The sequence below is a fragment of the Neorhizobium puerariae genome (assembly GCF_042429745.1).
GTDB classification, from domain to species: Bacteria; Pseudomonadota; Alphaproteobacteria; order Rhizobiales; family Rhizobiaceae; genus Neorhizobium; species Neorhizobium puerariae.
Genome location: NZ_JBHMAA010000008.1, coordinates 52,177 through 74,773, shown reverse-complemented (window position 1 = coordinate 74,773; position 22,597 = coordinate 52,177). Strand labels below are relative to the sequence as shown.

The 22,597-nt window shown below is 63.3% G+C and carries 20 protein-coding genes; 13 read left to right on the top strand and 7 right to left on the bottom strand.

What is annotated here, in order from left to right; genetic code table 11:
* Positions 1-13: 13 nt before the first annotated feature.
* The 5 genes from ACFFP0_RS05710 to ACFFP0_RS05690 are packed head-to-tail and all read right to left on the bottom strand — an operon-like array spanning position 14 to position 5,610.
* Positions 14-1,072 (bottom strand): ketopantoate reductase family protein, encoded by a 1,059-nt coding sequence (locus tag ACFFP0_RS05710; RefSeq protein ID WP_377257520.1) that lies wholly within the window; start codon positions 1,070-1,072, stop codon positions 14-16.
* Positions 1,073-1,125: 53 nt separating this feature from the next.
* Positions 1,126-2,445 (bottom strand): NtaA/DmoA family FMN-dependent monooxygenase, encoded by a 1,320-nt coding sequence (locus ACFFP0_RS05705; RefSeq protein WP_377257518.1) that lies wholly within the window; start codon positions 2,443-2,445, stop codon positions 1,126-1,128.
* A 20-nt stretch (positions 2,446-2,465) separates the two neighbouring features.
* Positions 2,466-3,329 carry an ABC transporter ATP-binding protein gene (locus ACFFP0_RS05700; protein WP_377257516.1) on the bottom strand — a complete coding sequence of 288 codons (864 nt, stop codon included), beginning with the start codon at positions 3,327-3,329 and terminating at the stop codon, positions 2,466-2,468.
* Entirely contained in the window at positions 3,326-4,435 is a 1,110-nt protein-coding gene (locus ACFFP0_RS05695) for a FecCD family ABC transporter permease (RefSeq protein ID WP_377257514.1), read from the bottom strand. Before ACFFP0_RS05695 ends, ACFFP0_RS05700 begins: the two co-directional genes overlap by 4 nt.
* A gap of 41 nt (positions 4,436-4,476) precedes the next feature.
* Positions 4,477-5,610: an ABC transporter substrate-binding protein gene (locus ACFFP0_RS05690; RefSeq protein WP_377257512.1), complete on the bottom strand. Its 1,134-nt coding sequence runs from the start codon at positions 5,608-5,610 to the stop codon at positions 4,477-4,479.
* A gap of 467 nt (positions 5,611-6,077) precedes the next feature.
* Between ACFFP0_RS05690 and ACFFP0_RS05685 the strand changes: the two genes are divergently transcribed.
* The 11 genes from ACFFP0_RS05685 (at position 6,078) to ACFFP0_RS05635 (ending at position 16,067) form a co-directional block, all read left to right on the top strand.
* Positions 6,078-6,998: a transporter substrate-binding domain-containing protein gene (locus ACFFP0_RS05685; RefSeq protein ID WP_377257510.1), complete on the top strand. Its 921-nt coding sequence runs from the start codon at positions 6,078-6,080 to the stop codon at positions 6,996-6,998.
* A 92-nt stretch (positions 6,999-7,090) separates the two neighbouring features.
* Positions 7,091-8,239 (top strand): CaiB/BaiF CoA transferase family protein, encoded by a 1,149-nt coding sequence (locus ACFFP0_RS05680; protein WP_377257508.1) that lies wholly within the window; start codon positions 7,091-7,093, stop codon positions 8,237-8,239.
* Positions 8,236-9,003 (top strand): enoyl-CoA hydratase/isomerase family protein, encoded by a 768-nt coding sequence (locus tag ACFFP0_RS05675; RefSeq protein ID WP_377257506.1) that lies wholly within the window; start codon positions 8,236-8,238, stop codon positions 9,001-9,003. The genes ACFFP0_RS05680 and ACFFP0_RS05675 overlap by 4 nt, the downstream gene beginning before the upstream one ends.
* The gene (locus ACFFP0_RS05670) at positions 8,996-10,114 is read left to right on the top strand and encodes an aminotransferase class V-fold PLP-dependent enzyme (RefSeq protein ID WP_377257504.1); all 1,119 of its coding nucleotides are present in this window, start codon (positions 8,996-8,998) and stop codon (positions 10,112-10,114) included. The genes ACFFP0_RS05675 and ACFFP0_RS05670 overlap by 8 nt, the downstream gene beginning before the upstream one ends.
* On the top strand, positions 10,111-10,506 hold the full coding sequence (locus tag ACFFP0_RS05665; protein ID WP_377257502.1) for a PaaI family thioesterase: 396 nt from the start codon (positions 10,111-10,113) through the stop codon (positions 10,504-10,506). The genes ACFFP0_RS05670 and ACFFP0_RS05665 overlap by 4 nt, the downstream gene beginning before the upstream one ends.
* A 29-nt stretch (positions 10,507-10,535) precedes the next feature.
* Positions 10,536-11,267: a helix-turn-helix transcriptional regulator gene (locus ACFFP0_RS05660; protein WP_377257500.1), complete on the top strand. Its 732-nt coding sequence runs from the start codon at positions 10,536-10,538 to the stop codon at positions 11,265-11,267.
* 73 nt (positions 11,268-11,340) lie between these two features.
* On the top strand, positions 11,341-12,279 hold the full coding sequence (locus ACFFP0_RS05655; RefSeq protein WP_377257497.1) for an amino acid ABC transporter permease: 939 nt from the start codon (positions 11,341-11,343) through the stop codon (positions 12,277-12,279).
* 1 nt (position 12,280) lies between these two features.
* The gene (locus ACFFP0_RS05650) at positions 12,281-13,081 is read left to right on the top strand and encodes an amino acid ABC transporter ATP-binding protein (RefSeq protein ID WP_377257495.1); all 801 of its coding nucleotides are present in this window, start codon (positions 12,281-12,283) and stop codon (positions 13,079-13,081) included.
* 3 nt (positions 13,082-13,084) lie between these two features.
* Positions 13,085-14,083 (top strand): ABC transporter substrate-binding protein, encoded by a 999-nt coding sequence (locus ACFFP0_RS05645; RefSeq protein ID WP_377257493.1) that lies wholly within the window; start codon positions 13,085-13,087, stop codon positions 14,081-14,083.
* A gap of 25 nt (positions 14,084-14,108) precedes the next feature.
* Entirely contained in the window at positions 14,109-14,975 is an 867-nt protein-coding gene (locus tag ACFFP0_RS05640; protein ID WP_377257491.1) for an ABC transporter substrate-binding protein, read from the top strand.
* A gap of 360 nt (positions 14,976-15,335) precedes the next feature.
* Positions 15,336-16,067, top strand: a complete 732-nt coding sequence (locus ACFFP0_RS05635; protein ID WP_377257489.1) for a hypothetical protein — start codon at positions 15,336-15,338, stop codon at positions 16,065-16,067.
* A gap of 64 nt (positions 16,068-16,131) precedes the next feature.
* On the opposite strand, the gene ACFFP0_RS05630 is transcribed toward ACFFP0_RS05635, so the two are convergent.
* Together ACFFP0_RS05630 and ACFFP0_RS05625 are read right to left on the bottom strand one after the other, a co-directional pair.
* Positions 16,132-17,214: a glycosyltransferase family 4 protein gene (locus ACFFP0_RS05630; protein ID WP_377257487.1), complete on the bottom strand. Its 1,083-nt coding sequence runs from the start codon at positions 17,212-17,214 to the stop codon at positions 16,132-16,134.
* 91 nt (positions 17,215-17,305) lie between these two features.
* A complete protein-coding gene (locus ACFFP0_RS05625; RefSeq protein ID WP_377257485.1) occupies positions 17,306-18,646 on the bottom strand; it encodes an NAD(P)-binding protein in 1,341 nt (446 codons plus the stop codon).
* Between the two features lie 316 nt (positions 18,647-18,962).
* On the opposite strand from ACFFP0_RS05625, the gene ACFFP0_RS05620 reads away from it, so the two are divergent.
* Both ACFFP0_RS05620 and ACFFP0_RS05615 read left to right on the top strand, forming a co-directional pair.
* Positions 18,963-20,927, top strand: a complete 1,965-nt coding sequence (locus ACFFP0_RS05620) for an HAD family hydrolase (RefSeq protein WP_377257483.1) — start codon at positions 18,963-18,965, stop codon at positions 20,925-20,927.
* A gap of 225 nt (positions 20,928-21,152) precedes the next feature.
* Positions 21,153-22,592, top strand: a complete 1,440-nt coding sequence (locus ACFFP0_RS05615) for a lipopolysaccharide biosynthesis protein (protein ID WP_377257481.1) — start codon at positions 21,153-21,155, stop codon at positions 22,590-22,592.
* Positions 22,593-22,597: the final 5 nt, after the last annotated feature.

Genomic DNA, 22,597 nt, shown 5'->3' with positions numbered 1-22,597 from the left:
TGCCTTTGCATGTTCACCGCCGGATATTCCTGTCCGGAGTTCGTTCGGTATCGATTGAGGTGGGATAGGGGGAAGAAGCAAGGGGATTTTCGGCTAGCGAGCGCAGACTGTCGAATGGAAGGAGCGCCGGGAGGCCGCGCTTTCGCGCCGCCAGCCCGGCTATCTGCTGGGCGGCCTCGTTATAGGGTGCCGCGATTCCATGCAGCCGCCCCAGAAATACGATCTCTCCGTTGAGATAGTCGACCTCGCTCGAGGCGCCGCGCGTGAAACTCTGCCACGTCGATTGCTGGCCCGGCCGGATGCCGGAATTTTCCGCAACCCTCCAGTTCGCGATGCTGACGGCACGTTCTGAAGGGGATGCAAGCGAATAGCCCGCGGCGGTGAGAACGGCTTTCGCCTCCTCGACGAGCGCCACGCCGAAGGCGGTCCGCGCCTCTTCCGCACCGTCGAAGAGTTCCAGCACGTTGCGGACGTTGTGGAGAAGCTTCGCGGCCTTCCAGCGCCGTATGTCGTCGGTGGTTTCGGCGATATAGTCGGAACGGCCGAGGTCGGCGGCAAGACGCTCCGCGACCGCGTCCGAGCCATGCGGATAACGGCCAATGGTGACGACGGCCACCTGGGGATCGCCGCCGACCACGACCTTGCCCGTCTCGGTAAAGCGGGCCGGTGTCAGGATGCTGGCGCCATAGACGTTGGCGAAGGTTCTGAGCGCGATCGCTTCCGTCGCCAGCCCGTTCTGGAAAGTGACCAGCGGCAGCCTCGATGCCGTGAGCACCCCGGAACCGTCCACGGGATGCCAGGCCCAGAAGGCGAGCGCCTCGGCGGCATCCTGCGACTTCACGGTGAGGAGCAGGATATCGTCTTTTTTCAGCGGCGGCGGTTCTGCCGTGTCGAAGGCCTTCAGCCCGATCTGCCGTGTTCCCGCCGGACGCTGATAGGTCAGGCCGTGGTCGATGATGTGTCTTATCTGCGCGCCCCTGCCCACAAGCGCATAGTCGACGCCCGACAATTCGAACTGGGCGGCAAGGCTTGCGCCGACGGCGCCCGCCCCGATGATGATGTATCGTGTCATACCCGTCTTCCCGGAATGGCGTTCAATCGTTCCTTCCGACCATCGCGGCCCTTTCAGAGCCCGAGGTTCTGCCGCAGCGTTTCATGTTGGTAGTCCCGGTGGAAGATCCCCCGTTTCTGAAGTTCCGGAATAAGGTGTTCCGTCAGTGCGGACAGGCCCAGCTCGTATTTGAGGGTGAAGGCGAGGAAATTGAAGCCATCGGTCGCGCCGCGCTCGTATCGGTCCTGAAGCTGGTCGGCGATGTTCTCGACCGAACCGATCGGAAACCAATGCCCGGCGCCGCTGGAATGGTAGATGATCAGGTCGCGTACGGTGCGCACCTTGCCGCTTTCGATGAGGTCCCGGAAGACACCGAAGCGGGAGCGGCGGCCCTGCACATCGGCCGTCTGGGGCAGGTCGGCAATGGGGATCGGGGCATCGAGACCGATGCCCTCGAAATCGATGCCGCCGAACTGGCCGGCCAGCGATTTGCGTCCCTCCTCGAAGTCGATCTCTTCGATGATCTTTCGCCAGAACCGGTGCGCCTCCTCATCCGTCGAGCCGATGACAGGCGCGACGCCGGGCAGGATCTTGACGGAATCGGGCGAACGTCCGAAGGAGGATGCACGCTCCTTGAAATCCCTGTAGATCTCGATGGACGGCTCCGTCTCGGTGAGGCCGGTCGTGAAGATGACGTCGGCAATGCGCGCGCCGAGCCGCCGGCCCTCCGTGGATGTGCCGGCCTGGGCGAGGATCGGTCTGTCCTGCGGGCTGCGGGAGACGTTGAGCGGACCCTGGACCTTGAAATGATCGCTGATCCAGTCGATCCGGTGGACTTTCCCGGCATCGACCGATTGGCGTCCGCGATGATCGTAGGTGACGGCGTCCGCCTCCCAGCTTTCCCAAAGTGCCTGAACCACCCCGGCGAATTCCTCCGCGATCGCGTAGCGGTCGTCATGCGCCGGTAGCGGTTTGCCGAAATTCTTCTCCCCCGCCGACGACGTCACCAGGTTCCAGCCGGCCCGGCCGCGCGAGATGTGATCGAGTGAAAGGACCTGGCGGGCGAGATTGTATGGCTCCGTGAACGAGGTTGAAATGGAGCCTATCAGACCGATCCGCGACGTTCTGGCGGCCAGCGCGCTCAGCATCGTGACCGGCTCGAGACCGGGTTTGGGCGCCGTTTCGCTGGTGGTGAGCGCATCGGCCAGGAAGATCGTGTGGATCTTGCCGCGTTCCGCCTGCTGCGCCTGCTCGATGTAGACGTCGATGTCGAGCAGGTTGTCGGTGGGTCCATTGGTTCCGGGCTTCTTGGCTTGTCCCGTTCCTCCGAGAAGCAGGCCCAATACCAATCCCGGGCCGCGCTCGCTTCGGCGGCTCCCCCATTTGTTCGTCATGTCGGATATCCTCGAAATGGTCAGGCCGTGTAACGGCCCTGAAGCTCCAGTTGTCCTGCGTCCGGATTGACCGCAGGGGCCGGCGGAAACGGCACCGGCCGGTGATGCGTCTCGTCGTGCTCCGAAAGGGGATGCACCTGGACGAAGCCTTTGTAGGCGGAGAGTTCCACGTCGACGCCATAGACCCGCTTGATCAGTTCGGGTGAATACACATCGGCGGGTCGCCCCTCGGCGATCACCTCGCCGTCGTGAAGGAAGACGACGCGATCGGTGAAGCGGGCCGCCTGGTTGAGGTCGTGAATGGCGATGACCGCGGCGACGTTTTTCTTCCGCGTGATCTGGCGCGCGACGTTCAGCGTCTGCCATTGGTAGCGGATGTCGAGCGCGCTGGTCGGTTCGTCGAGAAGCAGGATTTCCGGGTCCTGGGCCAAGGCGCGGGCGATCAGCACACGTTGCCCCTGGCCGCCGGACAATTCGGTCACGGACCGGTCGCCGAGCTGGTCGAGACCGAGCAGGCTCATGGCCGTTTCGACGTGATCCCAGTCCTCTTCCCGCGGGCGCGTGCCAAAATAGGGCGTACGTCCGAGGAGAACGGCCTCCCTGATGTCAAGTCCGAAGGAAAGGCCGATGGACTGCGGCACATAGGCGACGATCTTGGCAAGCTCACGCCGGGGAAGCCCCGCGAGATCGGTCGTTCCGTTCCAGGTAATGGTGCCGCCCGTCTGTTGGTTGATGCCGGCAATGGTCTTGATCAGGGTGGATTTTCCCGAGCCGTTGGAGCCCAGAAGCCCAACCAGCTCGCCTTTGCCGACCTGAAGGGTGGCGCCTTTGACGACGTCTCTCTTTCCATAACCGACGACGAGGGAGTCAATCTTGAGGGTCATTCGATCGCCTTTTGCCGAGTGAGGATCAGATAGAGAAAGATGGGGGCGCCAACCAACGCGTCGATGATGCCGACCGGGATGACGCCGGGAGAGATGACCAGCCTGCCGACGGCATCGGAGACCACCAGCAGCAGAGCGCCGATGATGGCCGAGAAGCTGATCAGGAAGCGGTGATTGGCCCCGACCACCAGCCTCGCGATATGGGGGGCGACCAGGCCGACGAAGCCGATGATGCCCGTGAACGCGATGGTGACGGCCGTCAGCGTCGCCGCGATGGCGATGGTCTCCAGGCGCACCCTGGAGACCGCCACGCCGAGGCTTTTCGCGGAATCGTCGCCGGCGAAGGCGATGGCATTCAACGCGCTGCTGCGAAAACGGATATAGGGAAACGTCAGCCCCAGCAAAGCGAGCAGCACGAGCACCTGATACCAGGCCGAATTGTTGACGGAGCCCCAGGTCCAGCGGACGATGGCCGCCAGTATCTCGTCCTCGGCGAAATACTGGATGCAGGCGGTAAGCGCTCCGAACAATTGCGAAAGCGCGATCCCGACCAGGATCAACGTCGTGGCGTTCAGGTTGCGCGTTGAAGCGAGCGAAAGGACCAGAGCCGTGTTGAGGAAGGAGAACAGCAGCGCGCCGACGACAAGCGATATGGCCGCGCTGCCGGCGGTCGCGCCGAACAGGACGATGGCGAGCGAGGCGCCGAAGGCGGCGGCCGGCGCGATGCCGAGCGTATAGGGGCTGACGAGAGGGTTGCGAAGCAATCCCTGGAACAATGTCCCCGCGACGGCGAGCGCCGCCCCGCCGAGGATGGCCAGCGCGATCCGGGGCACGCGCAGCTCCCAGATGATGTTCTGGATCTGCATCGTCGCCCGGTCGGGGGCGGGGGTCGCGGTAATCTTGGCCCAGAATGTTTCAAGCACATGCGTGAGGGTTGCTCCCGACGTGCCGATCTGAATGCCGATGAGTGCCGTGACGGCCACGGCCACGACGCCCAGGGCAATCGCCCAGTTCTGGAAGGCATAGCGGTCGCGGGAGTGCCGAAGCTCGCCCGGCTGTTTGCCGCGGAGACCGGCGGGATATGCATCAGTCCGTGTCGAATTCATTGTTTTCCTCAACAATCGACGTCTTGGGTTCCGGCTTTCAGCTATCCGCCGAGCTTGTAGAGATAGTCGGAGGCGGGTTTTGCCTTCACGCCCTGGGGTTCCAGCCATCTGGCGAAATACGTGTCGAGATCGACATCGGCGAGACGGTCCGGGTAAAGCCATTTGGCGACGACCAGCGCGCCGAGCTGTTTGCCGAGCGCCGAATAGAGAAAATTGTTGAAGATGAAGACGTTCTTGTCCTGGACGGCCTTGACCGAACCCCATCCTGGACGGCCGGCGATGCGCTGCGCCTGTTCGGCGAGCTGCGCCTTGTCCCAGGGCTGGTAGCCGGAAGCCTGTCCGTCGACGCCGTTGTGGATGATCACCTCGGGATTGCGGTTGATGATCTCGACGGGATCGATCGTGTAGGTATGGACCGAAGCGCTGCCGCTATTGCCGATCTTGATGTCCCCGAAGATGTTCTGGCCGCCCCCGAGCACGATCGTGTCATGCCAGCCCGAGCCGGGGACGGATGTCACGAAATCCGCATTGTTCTCGAAATAGACGGTTTTCGGCTCGGTGCCTTTCAGGCGCTCCGTCAGTATCTTCTCGATATCGTCATAGAGCTGCGCCAGCGCGGCGGCTCCTTTCTCGGCGCCGAAAATCCTGCCGACATTCGGCAGCTGCGCGCGCAGGACCTTGGGGTCCCAGGTGCTGACCACGACGACCTGGATGCCGAAAGGCTTGAGTTTCTCGACGGCATCCTGCCAGGGCGAGTTGCGGCGGGCGAAGAAGACCTCCGCGCCCGATGTCGCGATGGTTTCCCAATTCGGTCCGTTGAAGTTGCCGGCATCCGGCACCTTTGCAAATTCCGCGAAATATTCCCGGTTGGCCGCATTCTTGTTGGGATCTGCGGTCTGATCGACCGCCACGATGGTGTCGCCCGCGCCGATCGCCCGGACGATTTCCGTTTGATACCAAAGGTCCGGGTAAACGGCCTTGACCGGCACCGGCAGGGTTATCTCCCGGCCCAGCTCGTCGGTGATCGTGATCGTCTTGCGTTCGTCGGATGCGGCATAACCTTTGCCGACGAGCGGATTGCCGGACAACGGAAAGCCAAGAGCCAAGGTCGCGGCGACAAGAAGCGCCGCCTTCATTCCGGGCGCGCGCCCTATGCCGTATTTCTTCCTGTGCATGGATGTCATCTCGTCTTCGTGGGCTGGGAAATATCCGAGATACGGGCCGGCACCTCTTCCTGCATCGGTCGGTCCGTCGAACTCTGCGAGAGGTTAGGGGACGGAGATAGGCTCAGAAAGACAGGTCTTTCTTTTTATATAGATTTAGTAGAAAATTATCCCAGCGCGGGATAGGGATGCAAATGCGGAAGGCGCTGCGTGGTTTGCTGGTATTTGTGGCGTGTAGCGCCGGCATTTCGGAGCGGTGATGGGCAAAGACAAGCCGTCACGGCTCCTTCATGAGGATCGCAATTCCAAAAGGGCGTTTTAAGAACGATTCTTATTCCAAATTTTTACATTTCGGAAAAATCCATACAAATTCTGTTTGATTAATTTCTCAAATTGTCGAAACTAATATTGTCCGCGTTGAATTGTGCGGTCCAGGCACCGCCGAGGCGCATTCCCCTATTTCTTATGGAGTTCTCAACGTGCTGATACCTATGAAAGCATTTCGCAGGACGATCGCAGCGTATATTGCATTCGCACTGGCACCCCTTCTTGTGGCGGGTGCCGCAGGCGCGGAGCCGCTTGTCGACCTGACGAAGCAGACGCAGTTGCAGCCCGGGTTCGAGAAAAATCAGGAGGTTCATTCCCTCCTGCCCGAGGCGATCCGTAAAGCCGGCGAGATCAACGTCGCCCTGGCCGTCGGCATCGCTCCGGTCAATTTTCCGGGTGAAAAACCCGGGGAGGTGCGTGGCCTGACGGCGGATCTCGTCACCGGGCTCGAACAGGTCCTGGGGATCAAGTTCAAGACCACCATCTTCCCGAACACGGCGTCGCAACTGCTGGCGCTGGAGTCCGGCCAGGTCGACCTGACCGTGTCGACCAATGGCGATACGCTGGAGCGCCAGAAGTCCTTCACCTTCGTCGACTACATTCTGTCGACCAACTCCATCGTTGTCGCCAAGGGCAATCCGCTCGGCATCGCCAAGGCGCTCGACGTCTGTGGCAAGGTCTACGGCGAGGTCAAGGGATCGTTCTCCGTCTATGGAACGTTCGAGAAGGTGTGCAAGGGCGCGGGCCTGCCGACGCCGACGCTTTCGTCGTTCGACGATGCGCCGTCGATGATGCTGAGCCTCGCATCCGGCCGCGTCAATGCCTATGCCGGCAGCACCTTCAACACGATCTATCAGCAGTCCCAGGGCGTGCCGGTGGAAGATGTTCCCCTTCCGGAAGCCGGCGAGCTTCTGCTCGGCATGACAGTGGCCAGGAACGACCAGCCGATCGCCGATGCCGTCAATGCGGCCCTGCAGGTGCTGGTGAAGAACGGCTATTACAAGCAGGCATTGGAGCACTGGGGGCTTGGCGCCTACGCCATCCAGCCCGGCGTCAATCTCGCCGCCAAGTAAGCCGGCACCGGTCAGCCCGCGGAGGCGTCGTGCGCCTCCGCGATCCCCAGTCACAGTGAGGCAAAGCTTTGTCCAGGCTCTCTTCCGCCCCCTTGGCGGGAATCACCGTCATCGATTTTTCCCGGCTCATCGCCGGCCCCTGTGCCACTGACCTGCTGGCCGGCCTGGGCGCCCGGGTGATCAAGGTCGAGGGTCCCGAAGGAGACCCGATGCGCCTCACGAGATCGAAGGAAGCCGGCGGTGGCTCCACCGCGCCGACCTTTTCCGCTTTCAATGCACTCAAGGAAACTATCGTTCTCGACCTCAAGAATGCGGATGACCTCGCATTCGCCCGTCGTCTTTGCCGGCGGGCCGACGTGGTGGTGGAGGCCTTCCGGCCCGGCGTGATGGACCGGCTGGGCCTCGGCGCCGCGGCCTTGCGGACCGAAAATCCGGCGCTCGTCTATGCCTCGCTCTCTGCCTTTGGCGCGGAGGGGCCGGACAGGGCGCGCGGCGGCGTGGACATCGTGCTTCAGGCGGAAACGGGGCTGATGTCGGTCACGGGCGATGCGGAGCAGGAGCCGACCAAGGTTGGCGTGCCGGTCGTCGATGCGGCGAGCGGCATGATGCTGGCGAGCGGAATCCTGGCTGCGCTGGTCGGCCGTGCGCGTACCGGGCGCGGCGAAACCATCAGCACGTCCATGCTCGATGTCGGCATATTCCTGCAAGCCCAGCAATATGCGGAATTCCTTGCATCGGACATCGTTCCGCCCCGCGTCGGCAACCGGGCGGCCTATGCGGCCCCGGCGGACGTCTATTCGGCCGCCGATGGCAAGCTGGTGCTTTCGGCGCATATCGCGCCCCATTGGGTCAAGCTGTGCGCCATTCTCGGCCGTGAGGAATGGCTCGGCGATCCGCGTTTCGTGACGGTCAAGGAACGGGTGGAAAACCGGGCCGCGCTGAACGCGGCCATCGCCGAGGTTTTGGCCACGGCGCCTGTCGGGCACTGGCTGGCGCAGTTCGATGCCGCAGGCATCACCGCCGGGCGCGTGATGGACTATCGCGAGGTCATCGGCACACCACAGGTCGAGGCCAACGGAACGGTGATCGAGGCCCTGGACGTGGACGGATCGCCGTTGCGCATCATCCGTTCTCCACTGCGGTTCGGGGATTTCGACGACCGGTCCCTGCAACGCCGCGTGCATGGGCTTGGCGAGGACGGCGCCGCCATCCGAGCCGAATTTGCGGAGCAGGACCAGTGACCGATCTGCTGACGGAACTCCACGACGGCATCGCCACGCTGACCTTCAATCGTCCCGAACGGCGCAACGCGATGTCGCTCGGCCTGATGCGGGAATTCGATGCGGCGCTGCGATCGGCGGCAGACGACGATTTGGTCCGGGTCGTGGTCATCGCCGGCGCCGGCGGCAAGGCCTTCGGCGCCGGTCTCGACATCAAGGAAGCGCCGACATTGTCGGCCGGGGAACAGGCCGAGCAGCATGGGCTCTACGAGGGGCTGCAGCAAATGCTCGCGGATTTTCCCAAGCCGGTCGTGGCTGCGATCGAAGGCGTCGCCGCCGGCGGGTCGCTGCAGATGGCGCTCCACGCGGACCTCATCGTGGTGGCGCAGGGAGCACGGATCGGCATGCCGGAACTGAGCGCCGGGCGTCCGTGCATCATGGGCAGTTTCCTCCTTGACCGCAGCATCGGACCCGGCCTCACGGCCCGGCTGGTCCTCGGGCAGGATTGGCTGGATGCCGACGGCGCGGTGGCTTGCGGGCTCGCCGCGCTCGCCGTGCCGCAGGGCGGCGCGTTGGACGCGGCGCGGACCTATGCCGCCAGACTGGCAAATACGGCTCCCAAGGCGCTGGCGGCAACCCTTGCCTGGCTGCGGGTGCTGCGCAACGGTGGCGGCCGTAGCCTCGCGGAGGCCATCGCCCATGCCGACACCATCCTGCCGGAGAGTGCGGCCAATGACGAGGCCACGACGGCCAGCGCACGTTTTTCGCGAGGCGCGCATGCGTGAGAGACAGACCATACGGGCGGATCTCCCGGCACTTGCGCGGCTCACCTATCTCAACACGGGCACGGCGGGGCCTCTGCCGGTAGCCGTGGCCGATGCCATGCACGATGCGCTGAAGGAAGACGTGGAGCGCGGCCGCATCTCGGGAAGGCGTTATGCGAAGATCGACGCCATGCTGGCGACGCTGCGCGAGACGCTGGCCGGGTTGTTCGGCGCAGCACCTAATGAGGTGGTCCTGACCAGCGGCACGGTCGATGGTCTGGAGATCGTGCTCGACCGGATCTCCCTGTCACCCGGCCAGCGCGTCGTGACCACCGATCTGGAACATCCGGCGGCGCTGGACCTGCTTCACCACTGGGCGGCACGCCGCAGCGTCGACGTCGTGGCAGTGGGCATAGCCGGCCGCCCGGATGAAGAAGCGATCCGGATACTGGCGGACGCGCTGGAAACCCGCGCCGGCCTGCTGCTTGTGTCGCATGTCGGCTGGGCGAGCGGACGTGTCCTGCCCATCGCCGGGCTGGCGGCGCGGGCGCGGAAGGCAGGCGTGCCGATCCTCGTCGATGGCGCGCAGGCGGCGGGTTCCATCGACATCGATTTCGCCGCGCTCGGCGTGGATTTCTACGCGCTTCCCGGACAGAAGTGGCTGCTCGGACCGGAAGGCACCGGCGTGCTGCTTGTGGCGCGGGGCAGCCTGGAGCGTCTGGCAGGCCATGGCCCCGTACCGGAGGCCGCGATCACGTTCGAGCGCGGCGCAAAATCCAAACAGCTTTGGGCCGGGCTGGCCGCGGCGCTGGCCTGGCGGACGGTCCAGGGAGATCATCGCGAACTGCTGGCGGCCGGGCGGGAGATGGCTGCCGGTCTGCGTCGTGAACTGGCGAAGCTGCCCGGGGTGAGCGTCGCCACACCGGCGCACGCCGCCGGGCTGGTGGCGTTCTCGCTGGCCGGCCATGATCCAGCGGATGTCGTGGCTGCGCTGGGCGCGCGGCGGATCGCCGTGCGCGACATTCCCGGCACCGATCTGATCCGGGCGTCCTGCGCGTTTTTCACAACGCCGGACGACATCGCGGCATTGACAGGGACAATCGTGGCACTGGCGTCGGAGGCTGCCCAATGACCGAACCTCCCCAATTTCCCCCGCTTGCGGAGCACATGGGGATCGAGACCGTCGAGGCGGGGATCGAGCGATACGTGACCCGCATGCCGGTCGCTCCCAACCGGCAGCCCTTCGGCATCCTGGCGGGCGGCGCGTCGGCGATGCTGGCCGAAAGCACCGCGTCCCGCGCAGCCATGCTGCACGCCCGGAAATCCGGCCGCATCGCGGTCGGCGTGGAAATCAATGCGACGCACCACGTTTCGGTCAGGGACGGCTATGTCGTGGCGACCGCGCGGGCGGCGCATCTGGGCCAAACCAGCGCCTCCTATGAAATTGTTGTTGAAACAGAGGATGGTAGACGAGTTTGTACAGCACGCGCACTATGTCTCCTTATCGAGCCGCGTCATGGCTGACGTGGAGTCTCAGATGAGGAGTGTGTTTCATGCTGGCCGCCCCACAGGTAACCGAGCCATACGAGTTGCATCCGTCGCTGGCTTTGGCTGCAGCGATGGTCGACGGGCTCGCGGCAACATTCGGGCCCAGGTCGGAAGTGCTCGTACACGATCTTTCCCGAGCCCCGAATTCCATCGTGGCGCTGGCAGGCAGCCTGACCGGCCGCAAGGTTGGCGGCCCGACGACCGACTTCCTGCTCGGCAAGATCAGGCGAGGCGATTTCACCGATTCTCTCAACTACATGTCGACGACGGAGGATGGCCGCACGATCCGGGCCTCGACGATGTTCATTCGCGAGGGGGAGAAGGTCCTGGGTTGCCTGTGCGTCAATCTGGACGTGACCGAGTGGCGCCACCTCAGCGCCTTTGCCGAATGGCAGTTGAGCGGGGTCTATGCCCGCGCCGTGGACCTGCCGCAATTGCTGCCGCCGGCGGCGGGATCGGGCGAGGAGAGTTATCCCGGCGACGTGGATGCCCTGCGCAAACAGCTGGTGGCGCGCGCGATCGAGGAAATAGGGGTGCCGCCCGACATGATGCACCGCAAGCACAAGATCGCCGTGGTGGAGCGGCTGGAACGCGAGGGCTTCTTCATTCTGCGCGAGTCGGTGCAGCAGCTGGCCAGCGCGCTTTCCGTCACCCGGCACTCTGTCTACAACTATCTCAACGAAGTGCGTTCGTCCGGGAACAGCGTATCGGATTCGCAGAGCACGGAGCGCTCGTAAGGCCTGAACGCCGCGCCCGTTCGCATCCGCCTGCTCCCGCCTTGCCTGCATCAGCCATCTGCACGGGGGCGCCATGACCAGTTCACAGGTATCGAAGAGCGATCATGAGGAGATCACCGGCCCGCTGAAACCGCGCCGCCATCCCTGGCGGTTCGTCGTCGGCCTGCTGGTGGTGGCCCTGCTGGCCGATCTGCTCTGGAGCATCATAGCCAATCCCCGTTTCCAGTGGCCCGTGGTGGCGCAGTATTTCACCTCGCAGGCCATTCTGCTCGGCGTCTGGTCGACGATCTGGCTGACCGCGGTGACCATGGTGCTCGGCACCCTGCTGGGAACGCTGATCGCCGTCGCCAGGCTTTCGCAGAACCCCGTGCTGCAGGCCGTCAGCTGGGGCTACGTCTGGTTCTTCAGGTCCGTGCCGCTCCTCGTCCTGATCCTGTTCACCTTCAACATCGCCTATCTGGTGCCGGAGGTCAGCCTGGGGCTGCCTTTCCTGCCGCCCCTGTTTTCGGCGCCGACCAACTCCCTGGTCACTCCGGTCGGCGCGGCAATCGTCGCCCTGACCCTTCACGAAGCGGCCTACGCCTCGGAAACCGTCCGCGGCGGCATACTGGGGGTCGACCAGGGGCAGTTCGAAGCTGCCTCCGCGCTCGGGATCGGGCGCCGCCGTCAGATGGTCCGCATCATCATCCCCCAGGCCATGCGCTCGATCGTGCCCACGTTCGGAAACCAGCTCATCGGCTTGCTGAAGGGGACGTCGATGGTCAGCATCATCGCGGTCAGCGACCTGCTTTATTCGGCCCAGTCGGTCTACAACCGCACCTTCCAGATCGTCCCGCTGCTGATCGTCGCCACGCTCTGGTATCTGGTCATGACGACGCTGCTCACCTGGCTGCAGGCGAATATCGAGCGCTATTTCGCGAAGGGAGCCGTGCGCAATCGCGCGCCGTCGCTGCTTTCCCGGCTGCGCAATGGCGAGCCGGCCCGGCCGGGTCCAACCGTTGGAGAAAGCTGATATGGCGAACGATATTGCCGATCCGGCAGCATCCCCATTGGTCCGCATCCGGAAGCTGACGAAACGTTTCGACACGCTCAGCGTGCTGAACGGCCTCGATCTGAACGTCCTGCGAGGCGAGGTGGTCGCGCTGATCGGCCCTTCGGGTTCCGGTAAAAGCACCTTCCTGCGCTGCATCAACCGGCTGGAAATCTACCAGCGCGGCCGTATCGAGGTCGACGGGGTGCTGATCGGCTATCGCGAATGCGAGACCTCCCGGGGGCTGGAACTTCGTGAATTGTCCGAGGCGGAAATCAACCGCCAGCGCGCCGACATCGGCATGGTGTTCCAGAACTTCAACCTGTTCCCGCATCTGACCGTCATGGAGAACATCGTCGAGGCGCCCATCCACGTCCGGCGGCGCTCACGCGCGGAAGCCGAGGAAACCGCCCGCTCGCTGCTCGCGCGCGTCGGACTGGCGGGCAGGGCCTCGGCCTATCCCAGGGAGCTCTCCGGCGGCCAGCAGCAACGGGTCGCCATCGCCCGTGCGCTTGCCATGCAGCCCAAGCTGATGCTCTTCGATGAACCGACATCCGCGTTGGACCCCGAGCTTGTCGGGGAGGTGCTGTCGGTGATGACCGATCTGGCGGCCGGCGGAATGACCATGATCGTGGTCACGCACGAATGGGGTTTCGCGCGCGAGGTGGCCGACCGCGTGGTCTTTCTCGAAGGCGGGAACATCATCGAGCAGGGGCCGCCGGAACAGCTCTTCACGCAACCGGAAACGGCGCGCATGCGCGCTTTCCTCGACAAGGTGCTCTAGGCCATGACCTCCGTTGCCATCGATACGCTCTGGTACACGCGCTGCCCGGTTCCCAGCGCCAGCGGCATCGCCATCAGCCACGGCACCATCGTGGTCGAATACGCGCCGGACGGCATTGCCGTGCGGCCGATAACCGAGGCCGTTCACTCCGACCGCGAGGCGCATTTCAGCCATGCGATGCCGGCGCTTTTTCGCGAGGGAGGCAATGTGCCCGCGCTTGCCGCGAAGGCTTCCGGCGGCCGCACCGTCCTGCTCGGCCTGACCTTCGTGCCGGAATTCCAGGCCATCGCCGTGCTGCCGGATTCGCCCTTTCGGGAGCTCGCGGAACTGGCGGGGCGACGGCTCATCCTGCCGGACCATGGCGAAGGCCGGGTGGACTTCTTTCGGGCCATGAGCTTGCGCGGTTACCATAACGCTTTCGCGCAGTCGGGACTGTCGCTCTCCGGCTGCGAGACGATTGCGGTCCCGCGTCCGAAGGCTGTCATGGGCGACAAGTCGCTGGACAGTTACGCCTGGGAGGTGGAGGCGCTGCAGGCCGGACGCGGCGACGCGATCTCCGTCAAGGGTGCGCTGGGCGCGGATCTGGTGCTGTCCGGCGCCGTCCGGCCCATCTGGACCGTCGATACGGCGGGTCCAAGAGAACCGCAGATCAACAACGGCACGCCGCGCACTATAACCGTCAGCGCCGAACTGGCGGAAGAGCGGCCCGATCTCGTGGTGCGCTATCTCAAGACGTTGTTCCGCGCTGCCGAGTGGGGAAGGCGGCATCCCCGCGACGTCGTTTCGATCGTCAGCGGCGAGACCGGCGCCACCCCCGCCGGCGTGGAACATGCCTATGGAGCACAGGTCGCGGCCAATCTCCGCCCCTCCCTTGCCCCCGCGCTTCTCGACCATCTCGAAGACCAGAAGCGGTTCCTTCTGAGCCATGGTTTCATCGAGCGGGATTTTGCGCTCGGCAGTTGGATAGCACCCGAATTCCTGGATCGGGCGCTGGACGAATAAGCCAGGAAAACCAAGGAGAAAAGCGATGTCACTCACCATTGGTACGCATCCCAACAATCTCGCCACATGGATACTCAGCAACGTGCCGGAGCTGCAGTACGGCCTAGCCGAGGCCGCCGGCGGGCTGGATTTCATTCGCTACGTGGATGGCCGCGAAACCGCGCCGCTGCTGCGGGCAGGTTCCATCCAGGTGGGTGCCACGGGCAGTACCCCGCCGATCGTCGCCCAGTCGGCGGGCGACACCATCGTCTATCTCGGCCGCTCGCGCGAGCATCCCGAGCATGGCGGCGTGATCGTTCCCGCCGGCTCGCCGATCCGGCAGCTTGGCGACCTCAAGGGACGCTCGATCGCCTTCACCGTCGGTTCCTGGCAGACGCACGCCTTTTCGGAAATCCTCGACCGTTCCGGCGCCGCCCCGGCCGAAATCAAGGTCATCGACATTCCCGCCGTCGCCACGGCAGCAGACGTGCTCGCCAGCGGAGCCGATGCGTGGCTCATTCATGATCCGCTTCTGGCCGCGGTGGAAGAGAAGACGCCTGGCACCCGCATCGTCGCAACCGTCGCCGAACTTGTTCCCAACCGCTCCGTCTTCTGGGGCGATCGGCGTTACGCCAGCGAAAATCCGGGCGTCATCTCGGCCCTGGTCAAGGCCCTGGATGACACCGAGCGCTGGGCCGCGGCAAATCCGGATGCCGCTGCGGACCTGCTGACCGGCAGCGGGCGGAGCGACAGCGCCGAGAAATGGCGAAACGCGCTTGCCCATCGGCCCTGGGGCGTCGGCGCCGTGGATGAGGCATTCCTCGACGAACAGCAGCGGGCCGCCGACCTGTTTTTCCGCTACGGCGTCGTCAACAGCGCCGTGCGCGTGCGGGATGCCGTCATCGCGCATTGACCGGCTTGCGGGCGCCCACGGCTGGATGAAGCCACTCCGCGAAAGCGGAGTGGCCGTCATGGAAACGGGAAAAGGAGCCTTCGCACCGGCGGGGTGCGCAAATAGCCGGGCTGCCCGAAACAGTATTCGATGCCTGCGGCAAATCTATCCGGGAAGATCGATATTAAAAATAAATGCGCGGGAAATATTATGGCTGGAAGACGCATGTCGTTCCGTGGTAATTATTTCGCGGTGGGTCAAGCGGGTGACGTGCTTCGTTGACCACGGCTATTCTGCATCCAGACAGCGCCTGAAATCATTCCAGAGACAGCATCATGTACTCAGTCGGATAGGATTCGGCTTTTGATATGGAGGCCTGCCATGTCTTCGCTCGTCAATGCAAAATCGTGGCTATCCAATTTGTCGGACGGTGATGTGGAGGGGATCGCTCGCCGGATCGACGCCGAAGGCATATATTGCGCGCCCGGCTTTCTCTCGAACGACGATCTTTCCCACATGCGCGACTTTGTCGCCGCAGCCATCGAACGAGGCGGTCATCAGACGGTTTCGCTCAAGCGTGACGAACTGGCCGGCTCCAGCCTGGACGATCTGGCGAATTCCGCCGAATTCAGGCAGCTCTTTTCCCGCCTTTACACCATCGGCCTGCGGCGGCCGGCGCCGGATGTGCATTTTTACCAGATCCTGCGTTGCCTCACGGGCAAGAGCGTATCCAGGCATTCCCTGATGTTTCACTACGATTCCTATGTCATCACCGCGCTCATTCCGGTGGAGATACCGGTGGAGGGCAAGCGCGGCGATTTCCTGATCATTCCCAACACCCGGGGAATCCGCTCGAACTATCTCTTCAATCTCGCGGACAAGGTCATCGTCGACAATGCGCTGACGCAGCGGATTCTGCGTACGCGGGCATCCGGCGGGAAGCGGATCAAGCGGGTCGCCATGGTTCCCGGAAATCTCTACCTGTTCTGGGGGTATCGCAGCATTCACACGAACGAGCCCGTCGACGAAGGGGCGGTGCGGGCAACCGCCCTGTTTCACTACGCCGATCCGCATGCGGACAGCTATCTGAAACGCCAGCTCGGCCGTAGCTGACGATCCCGGTTTGTCGTGTGTGATGGCGCTTCTTGAACGGCCGTCGCGGCGCGCGGATAGCCCGTCAGGCCATGACGGAGGTGGTTACGAAGCTGCCTGAAATGGCGGAAAGATAGACATCCATGGTTTCGCGGGCGACGCGATCGATCGCCATGTTCTCGATGCGGAACTGGCTTTTGCCTCGCCACATCCTGATGCGCTCGGGATCTGCAAGGAGGCTGGAGAGAGCCTCGGCCAGCGCGGACGGATTGCAGGGCGGAACCAGGATGCCCGCCTCGCCGAATTCCAGCAGTTGCGGGATGCCGTCGACCTGCGTGCCGATCACGGCGCAACCCGCCTCGCGCGCTTCCGAAAGAACGAGCGGCGCGGGATCGGCGTGCGAGGGCAGGACGAAGATGTCGGCCCCCAGCATGTAGGGGAAGGGGTCTTCGAGCGCGCCGACGAAGGTGATGGCGTCCCCGCAGCCGGTTTCGGCGGCGATCTGGCGATAGTCGGCCTCCATGGGCCCGCCTCCGGCGACATAGAGGTGGACGTCCGGATGCCTGTCGTGGGTAATGCGAAAGGCTTCCAGCAGGTCGGGGAGGCCCTTTCGGGGGTGAAGGCCGCCGACGAAAAGGATATTCGGCTTCGACAGTTTCACGGGCGTGCGGTCGCGGCCCTCGAAGCGCGCCGAACCGATCGTCCCGTTGAGGACGACACGGAGCTTGGAGGCCGGTATGCCGCGTCGCCGCATCGATGCCCCGACTGCTTCGCTCACGGCGATGACGCGGGTTCCGAGCCCCATGAGTATGGCGCTTTTTTCAAATTCGTTGTGTACCGTGGTGATGAGCGGAATCCCCTTCAGCCGACAGACCGGAAAGGACAGGACCGCGCTCGTCATCATGTGCGCATGCACGATATCGGGTCGCCAATCGCGAACGTGAGCCCGCAACGCCCACAGCGACTTCAGCAGCTTCAGCGGTTTTCTTTCGTGATCGAGGAAGGTCGTGCTGACATTGTACTTGCCCAGGAGGGCGTCGAAGTCGCCACCGCCGCTTGCCACGCAAACCTGATGGCCCAGCTTGGCCTGGGCACAGGCAAGATCGACAGCCGCGTGAACGTGACCGTTCAAGCGGTTGGTGTGGTTGAGGATATGCAAGATTCGCATCGTTTGTCCCACATGGTTGTGAAGGCAGACTTGCTTCGGGCACTGCCCATCGGGCCTGGTCCCGGACGACGGGGCCGGGTTGCTTGCTGGATTAGTGTGTCTCCCGCTTGAACCCGAGGGCGGTTTCGGCGTCGATGGTGGAGACGCGCGCCGTTGGTTGATAGTTGAAGGCGCCATGGCGTCCGAAGGACTCGATCCCGAACGTGCCAAGCCGCTTGATGGCTTCCGCCGCATGCTGGGCGGCCCCCCGGCGATAGATCGGGTAGGCATTGGTGAGGATCTGGCCGCCTTCGAGCTTGAGGTCGCCATCGAACAGCCCGTTTGCCCGGACATGGTCCCGGAAGTCGGCCTCGGCCTTCTCGATCGACCCTCCAACCTGGTCGGCGAGCACTTCGGCCGCAAAATACTCCCGTTCGTTGGCCCGGCCGTAGAAATCCGAATAGACGGTCAGCCGTTTCCAGGCACCGTCATGGGAAAAATTGTAGATGATGGATTGCAGGAACCCGCGCGCTCCCGAAAAGCTGAAATACAGGGTGATCAACGTGATCGTTTCGAGCGGCTGCCGCCGTTCCATCGCGCACAGGGTCTCGGCCTGTTCGATCGGGATGGTGGAGATCAGGCGGCGCGTGGCCAGAACGCGATCGCCGACCTTCAGGTGAAACAGATCCTGTATCTTTTCGATGGCGTTCATTTTCACGCCGAGTTCGAACCTCACGCCACGCTGTTCGAGGCGTTCCGTGGCGAGCCTATAGAGGGAGGCAAAGCCCGCCTTCGGCCGTGCGAGCTGCCTGTTCGACGGCGCGGCCGGCTTCGGCTTGGAGAGACGGCGCACGAGATTGGGCAGGGACGCATGTTCGCTGATCCACAGCATGCGCTTCCGGGCCAGGTCGATGTCGATCTGTTCGGGAGCGATCCCGTAAAAACGTTTCATGTAGGACTCGAGTCCCGAACGCCAGAGCAGGCGCGCGCCGATCCAATAGCGCGCAAATTCCTTCGCGTTGCGCATCCCGCGCTGGAACAGGCGGGCGTAGAGGACGGAGGCGAGGATGCGGATGATCTCCGCGGCGCCGGCCCGGACGATGTCGTCCCGCATCGAGATCGGATAGTCGGTGATCATGCCCTGGGGGTTCAGTCTTCCCCAGCTCGGCTCTATCGGGACGTATAGGGACAGTAATTCCGGAAAATGTGTAAGAAGAGGGGAGTCGTCCTGGAATATGAGGCTGCCTATATCGAACGTATATCCTTGCGACGACCAATCGATATGATTGCCGCCCACATGGTCATATTCGTCGACGACAAGTATGTGGGATTGCCCCTGGCCGGTGAGGATTGATGCCGAGACGAGACCGCTCACGCCGGCGCCGAGAACGATCGCGTCATATTCCTCGATTGCCGTGATCTGTTGCAGGTTCTGGAGGTATGCGTCATTCATCAATTCCCCCATAAAGTGTCACAATAGAGGAAGAGTATACTCTATTCGATTGAAAGTCGATGCCTTCATTTATTCTAATTTATGTCCAAAGATACGTCTTTTTGATTACATTTTGTTCAGGGAGGGCATAATCCGAAAGTTAATTTCCACTTGATGTAAATTAAGCATATTTGGTATGCTGTATTGGTAAGTGCGTTTGTGACTTGTTGCATGAAGTGTAACGCACGGGCGGTGAGGCATGATCTGCGCAGTTCGGATCGTTGTTCCGGATGCTATCGATCAGCGAACGGGTTGAGTGATTGCGAGGGAGTATTTGATGCTGCGGCGAGGCTTCGACGAGCTCAGGAGATCTCTCGACAATATCAATCTCATCACGACGGATGTCTTCGATACGCTCCTGCTGCGGCATGGCCTGTCGCAGCGTTCACGGCTTGTCGCGGGGGAGGATCAGTTCGCCCGTTTCCTGCGGGGGCAAGGGTCCGCGATCCGCCCGGACGAGCTTGTCCGGGCGCGGCTGCTCGCGGAAAGGTTTGCCTACAGGGCATTGAACATGGAAGGCGGGCCGGGCGAGGTTCGGCTGGTCGACGTGATCGGCCGCCAGCTTGCCATCCTCGGCCTGTCGGAGTCCCTTGTCGAAAAGCGTCTGGCGATCGAGCTCGCGATCGAAAAACGGGCGCTTTTCGCCAACGGTGAACTGGCGATGCTGCTGAGATGCCATCGCCAGGCCGGAATTCGGGTCGTCGCCGTCAGCGATACGGGGCTGCCGGGAGAAAAGGTCGCTGAACTGATCGACTATTTTCATGGCCCCGGCCTCGTGGACAGGATCTATTCCAGCGCCGATCTGGGCGCGAGCAAGCGCCAGGGCGAGCTGTTTTCCCGCGTGCTGGAAGCCGAAGGCGTTCCGGCGTCGCGCACCTTGCATATCGGCGACGATCCTGTCGCCGATTGCCTCGTGCCCGGCAGGATGGGAATAAAGACGGTGCATCTTCCCAAGAGTTCCGCCAAGCGCCTCCTTTCCCGTGCGGACGGAGCGGCGACGGAGGCGATGCGGAGGATCAGGCACCACTCCATCCGGAGCCGTCAGGTAAGGCCGGCTGCAAACGATCAGGTTTCCTTCGGCAGGGCCGTCTTCGGGCCGATCGTTGCGGAATTCTGCCTGTTCCTATGGCTCTATTGCCAGCAGGTCAGAAGCGAGGACTCGACGCTGCTCTTCTGCGCCAGGGGCGGCATTGGTATCAGGGAGGCTTTCGAGCGGCTTCTTCTGTCTCTCGGGCTGCCGCTGCCGCTCCGGCGGGAGAATGTCCTGATTTCGCGGCTTGTTGCGGCACGCTCGGCAGTGGTGACCAGAAGCCCGGTCGTGCTCGACGAACTCGGCCGCGAATTCAAGGGCGCCAGTTTCGCAGCCGTGGCGAGCGCGCTCGGCGGGCGCTCCTACGATTTGCCGGCGGCGTGGCGGCAGGCCTTCGAGCCGAGCCGTTTTTTCGCCATGCTGGACACGGATGCGGGCCGCGCCGTCGGTGACGACATTCGCGCGCAGAACGATCTTTTCAAGATCCACCTGCAGCAGATATCGGGAAACGCGAGGCGGATCATCCTCTGCGATACCGGTCTTTACGGCAGCACCCAAAGGCTGCTGGCCGCCGGTCTCCCGGACCGCGGTTTTGAAACGGTGCAGTTTGCGCGCTGCAACTACAAGGGCCTGAGCGAGGACCATTTTCCGAAAGTTGCGGGCCTCGTCGTGGAAGACCGGCTCTACAATCCCTTCAAGGTAAGGACGGTGGTCCTGCGTTACTGGCAGATCATCGAAAGCCTGTTCGAACCGGCCATTCCCTCCGTCAGGCAACTGGGCATGGCGGAGAACGGCGCCGTCGTCGGAAATTCGGGCGACATTCGTTACGGTAGGCTCGATCCGGCGCGGGGCAATCCGCTTCTGGCCGGCGCGCTGCAATATATCGACGATCTGTCCGGCGGAGCGGAGGCCCTGCGCGATGCCGACCGGGCATGGTCGAAGCTCAAGCAGGCGATCACCAATCCCAGCGAAGCGGACATGATCGCGCTGGGCGTCGGTCCCCGGTCGGTCGATTTCGGCCGGTCCGATGTCGTCCATATCGTCTCCCAGGCGGAACAGGCCGGCGTCAGGCAAAAGCTCATGTCGGTGAAATCCCAGCTATGGCGCGAAGGCGCGATTGCACGGGATTTCCCGCGGTTGAAGCCGGCCCTGCTGGGCGCCATCGAAATGGCGCATGTCCTTCGGGGCGTCTCCGCCCGTCTGCATCGTTGACGCGGGGAGACAGTCCGGAAGCCAATATGATCGTGGTTGGAGGAGCCGCCGATCCTGAAACGGCACATTCGCGTGGGGGAGGGACCTTACGGTGCTTTCCAGACATGCGATCGTCGATCGCGCCGATGGGGGGAGATTTCCGCAGCGGGCACCTTGCAAGCCGCAGGCGCCCCGCAGTTCAAGGTCACGGCCTGGGGTGCAGGCCGAAACGGGGCTCAGGACTCAATGCTAGCGTTAGCCGCTCTCAAAGGAGCCAGTTGGCTCGTCTTCTCCCGATTTATCGGCCGTATCATCGACTTCTTCAATCTGCTCATTCTGGCGCGTCTTCTGGTGCCGGCCGATTTCGGCCTAGCCGCCCTGGCCATGGCGCTGGTCGTCGTCATCGACACCGTCCTTGAAGTCCCGGTGACGCAGGCGCTTGTGCGGCTGAACGCGATCGACAGGAGCCATCTCGATACGGGCTTCACGCTCGGCGTCCTCAGAAGCGCGGTCATCGCGCTGGTTTTCCTGGTCGCTGCCTGGCCCTATGCGCTGTTCAACGGCGATTCCGCCCTCATTCCGCTGATCTCGGTTCTGGCCCTCGGCCCGATCGCAAAGGGGTTCATCAGTCCGGCGCTCGTTCATTTCGCCCGGGATCTCAACTTCCGCCCGACGTTCCTGGTTGAAACGATAGGCAAGGCCTGCGCTTTCATAGCCGCGGTCGTCACCGTGCTTTCGGGTGGGGCATACTGGGCGATCGTCGCCAATTTCGTCGTGACATCCGTCATCGCGACCGCCGTATCCTATGTGCTGGCGCCCTATCGGCCGAGGCTCTCGCTGAAACGCCTGTCCGATTTCGCGGGTTTCATCGGCTGGTTCAGCTCGGCCCAGCTGATCTCGGCGCTGAACTGGCAATACGACCGTTTCCTCATCGGCGCGGCGGGCGACAAGACGATGCTTGGACGTTATGCGGTTGCCAGCGATGTCGCCGTCATTCCCACGCAAAGCATCATTGGTCCGGCGCTGCAGCCGGTGATGGCCGCCTTTTCGCAGATCAGCTCGAATGCCGAGCGAATGCGGGTGGCGTTCCTCAAGGCGACCCGGTTCGCGATGGTCATCTCGGTTCCCGTCTGCGTCGGGATTTCGCTCACCGCGGATCTGGTCACGGATATCCTGCTCGGTTCCCAATGGAGCGACGCGGCTCCCTATCTCAGCCTGCTTGCGATTTCGGTCATTCCGATCCCGTATTTCCAGACACTCTACTCGGCCAGCCTCGCGCTCGACAGGCCGGACATCATCTTCCGCCTCAACGCGATCGACCTCTGCCTGCGGATCGTCCTGATCACATTAGGATTTTACCTCTTCTCGGTCGCCGGCGCGAGCGTCGCGCGGATTCTGCTGTCCTTCATGATGTTCGCCCTCTACCTGGCCGAGGCGCGGAAACTGCTGGCGCTGGGACTTGGGATGCAGTTGAGGAACATATGGAAGGTCGCCTTCGCGGCCCTCGTCATGGCGGTCTGCGTGCTCTGGCTGCGAGCGGAACTTTCGGCTTCCGGCTGGTACGACATATTCCAGCTCGCCGCAGCCGGCGGCATGGGGGCCGCGATCTATGTGGGAACGCTTCTGGTTCTCGGCATGCGCCTCGAAATGGGGGGTGGCCGGCTTGAACTGGTCGACCGGAGATAGGAGGG

Bases quoted from the DNA above. Each gene is read 5' to 3' on its own strand.
- ACFFP0_RS05635 (WP_377257489.1), top strand. From the start codon at position 15,336: ATGTCTTCGCTCGTCAATGCAAAATCGTGGCTATCCAATTTGTCGGAC.
- ACFFP0_RS05705 (WP_377257518.1), bottom strand. From the start codon at position 2,445: ATGACGAACAAATGGGGGAGCCGCCGAAGCGAGCGCGGCCCGGGATTG.
- ACFFP0_RS05630 (WP_377257487.1), bottom strand. From the start codon at position 17,214: ATGCGAATCTTGCATATCCTCAACCACACCAACCGCTTGAACGGTCAC.
- ACFFP0_RS05690 (WP_377257512.1), bottom strand. From the start codon at position 5,610: ATGCACAGGAAGAAATACGGCATAGGGCGCGCGCCCGGAATGAAGGCG.
- ACFFP0_RS05615 (WP_377257481.1), top strand. From the start codon at position 21,153: ATGCTAGCGTTAGCCGCTCTCAAAGGAGCCAGTTGGCTCGTCTTCTCC.
- ACFFP0_RS05645 (WP_377257493.1), top strand. From the start codon at position 13,085: ATGACCTCCGTTGCCATCGATACGCTCTGGTACACGCGCTGCCCGGTT.
- ACFFP0_RS05625 (WP_377257485.1), bottom strand. From the start codon at position 18,646: ATGAATGACGCATACCTCCAGAACCTGCAACAGATCACGGCAATCGAG.
- ACFFP0_RS05665 (WP_377257502.1), top strand. From the start codon at position 10,111: ATGACCGAACCTCCCCAATTTCCCCCGCTTGCGGAGCACATGGGGATC.
- ACFFP0_RS05650 (WP_377257495.1), top strand. From the start codon at position 12,281: ATGGCGAACGATATTGCCGATCCGGCAGCATCCCCATTGGTCCGCATC.
- ACFFP0_RS05695 (WP_377257514.1), bottom strand. From the start codon at position 4,435: ATGAATTCGACACGGACTGATGCATATCCCGCCGGTCTCCGCGGCAAA.
- ACFFP0_RS05710 (WP_377257520.1), bottom strand. From the start codon at position 1,072: ATGACACGATACATCATCATCGGGGCGGGCGCCGTCGGCGCAAGCCTT.
- ACFFP0_RS05660 (WP_377257500.1), top strand. From the start codon at position 10,536: ATGCTGGCCGCCCCACAGGTAACCGAGCCATACGAGTTGCATCCGTCG.
- ACFFP0_RS05620 (WP_377257483.1), top strand. From the start codon at position 18,963: ATGCTGCGGCGAGGCTTCGACGAGCTCAGGAGATCTCTCGACAATATC.
- ACFFP0_RS05655 (WP_377257497.1), top strand. From the start codon at position 11,341: ATGACCAGTTCACAGGTATCGAAGAGCGATCATGAGGAGATCACCGGC.
- ACFFP0_RS05700 (WP_377257516.1), bottom strand. From the start codon at position 3,329: ATGACCCTCAAGATTGACTCCCTCGTCGTCGGTTATGGAAAGAGAGAC.
- ACFFP0_RS05670 (WP_377257504.1), top strand. From the start codon at position 8,996: ATGCGTGAGAGACAGACCATACGGGCGGATCTCCCGGCACTTGCGCGG.
- ACFFP0_RS05640 (WP_377257491.1), top strand. From the start codon at position 14,109: ATGTCACTCACCATTGGTACGCATCCCAACAATCTCGCCACATGGATA.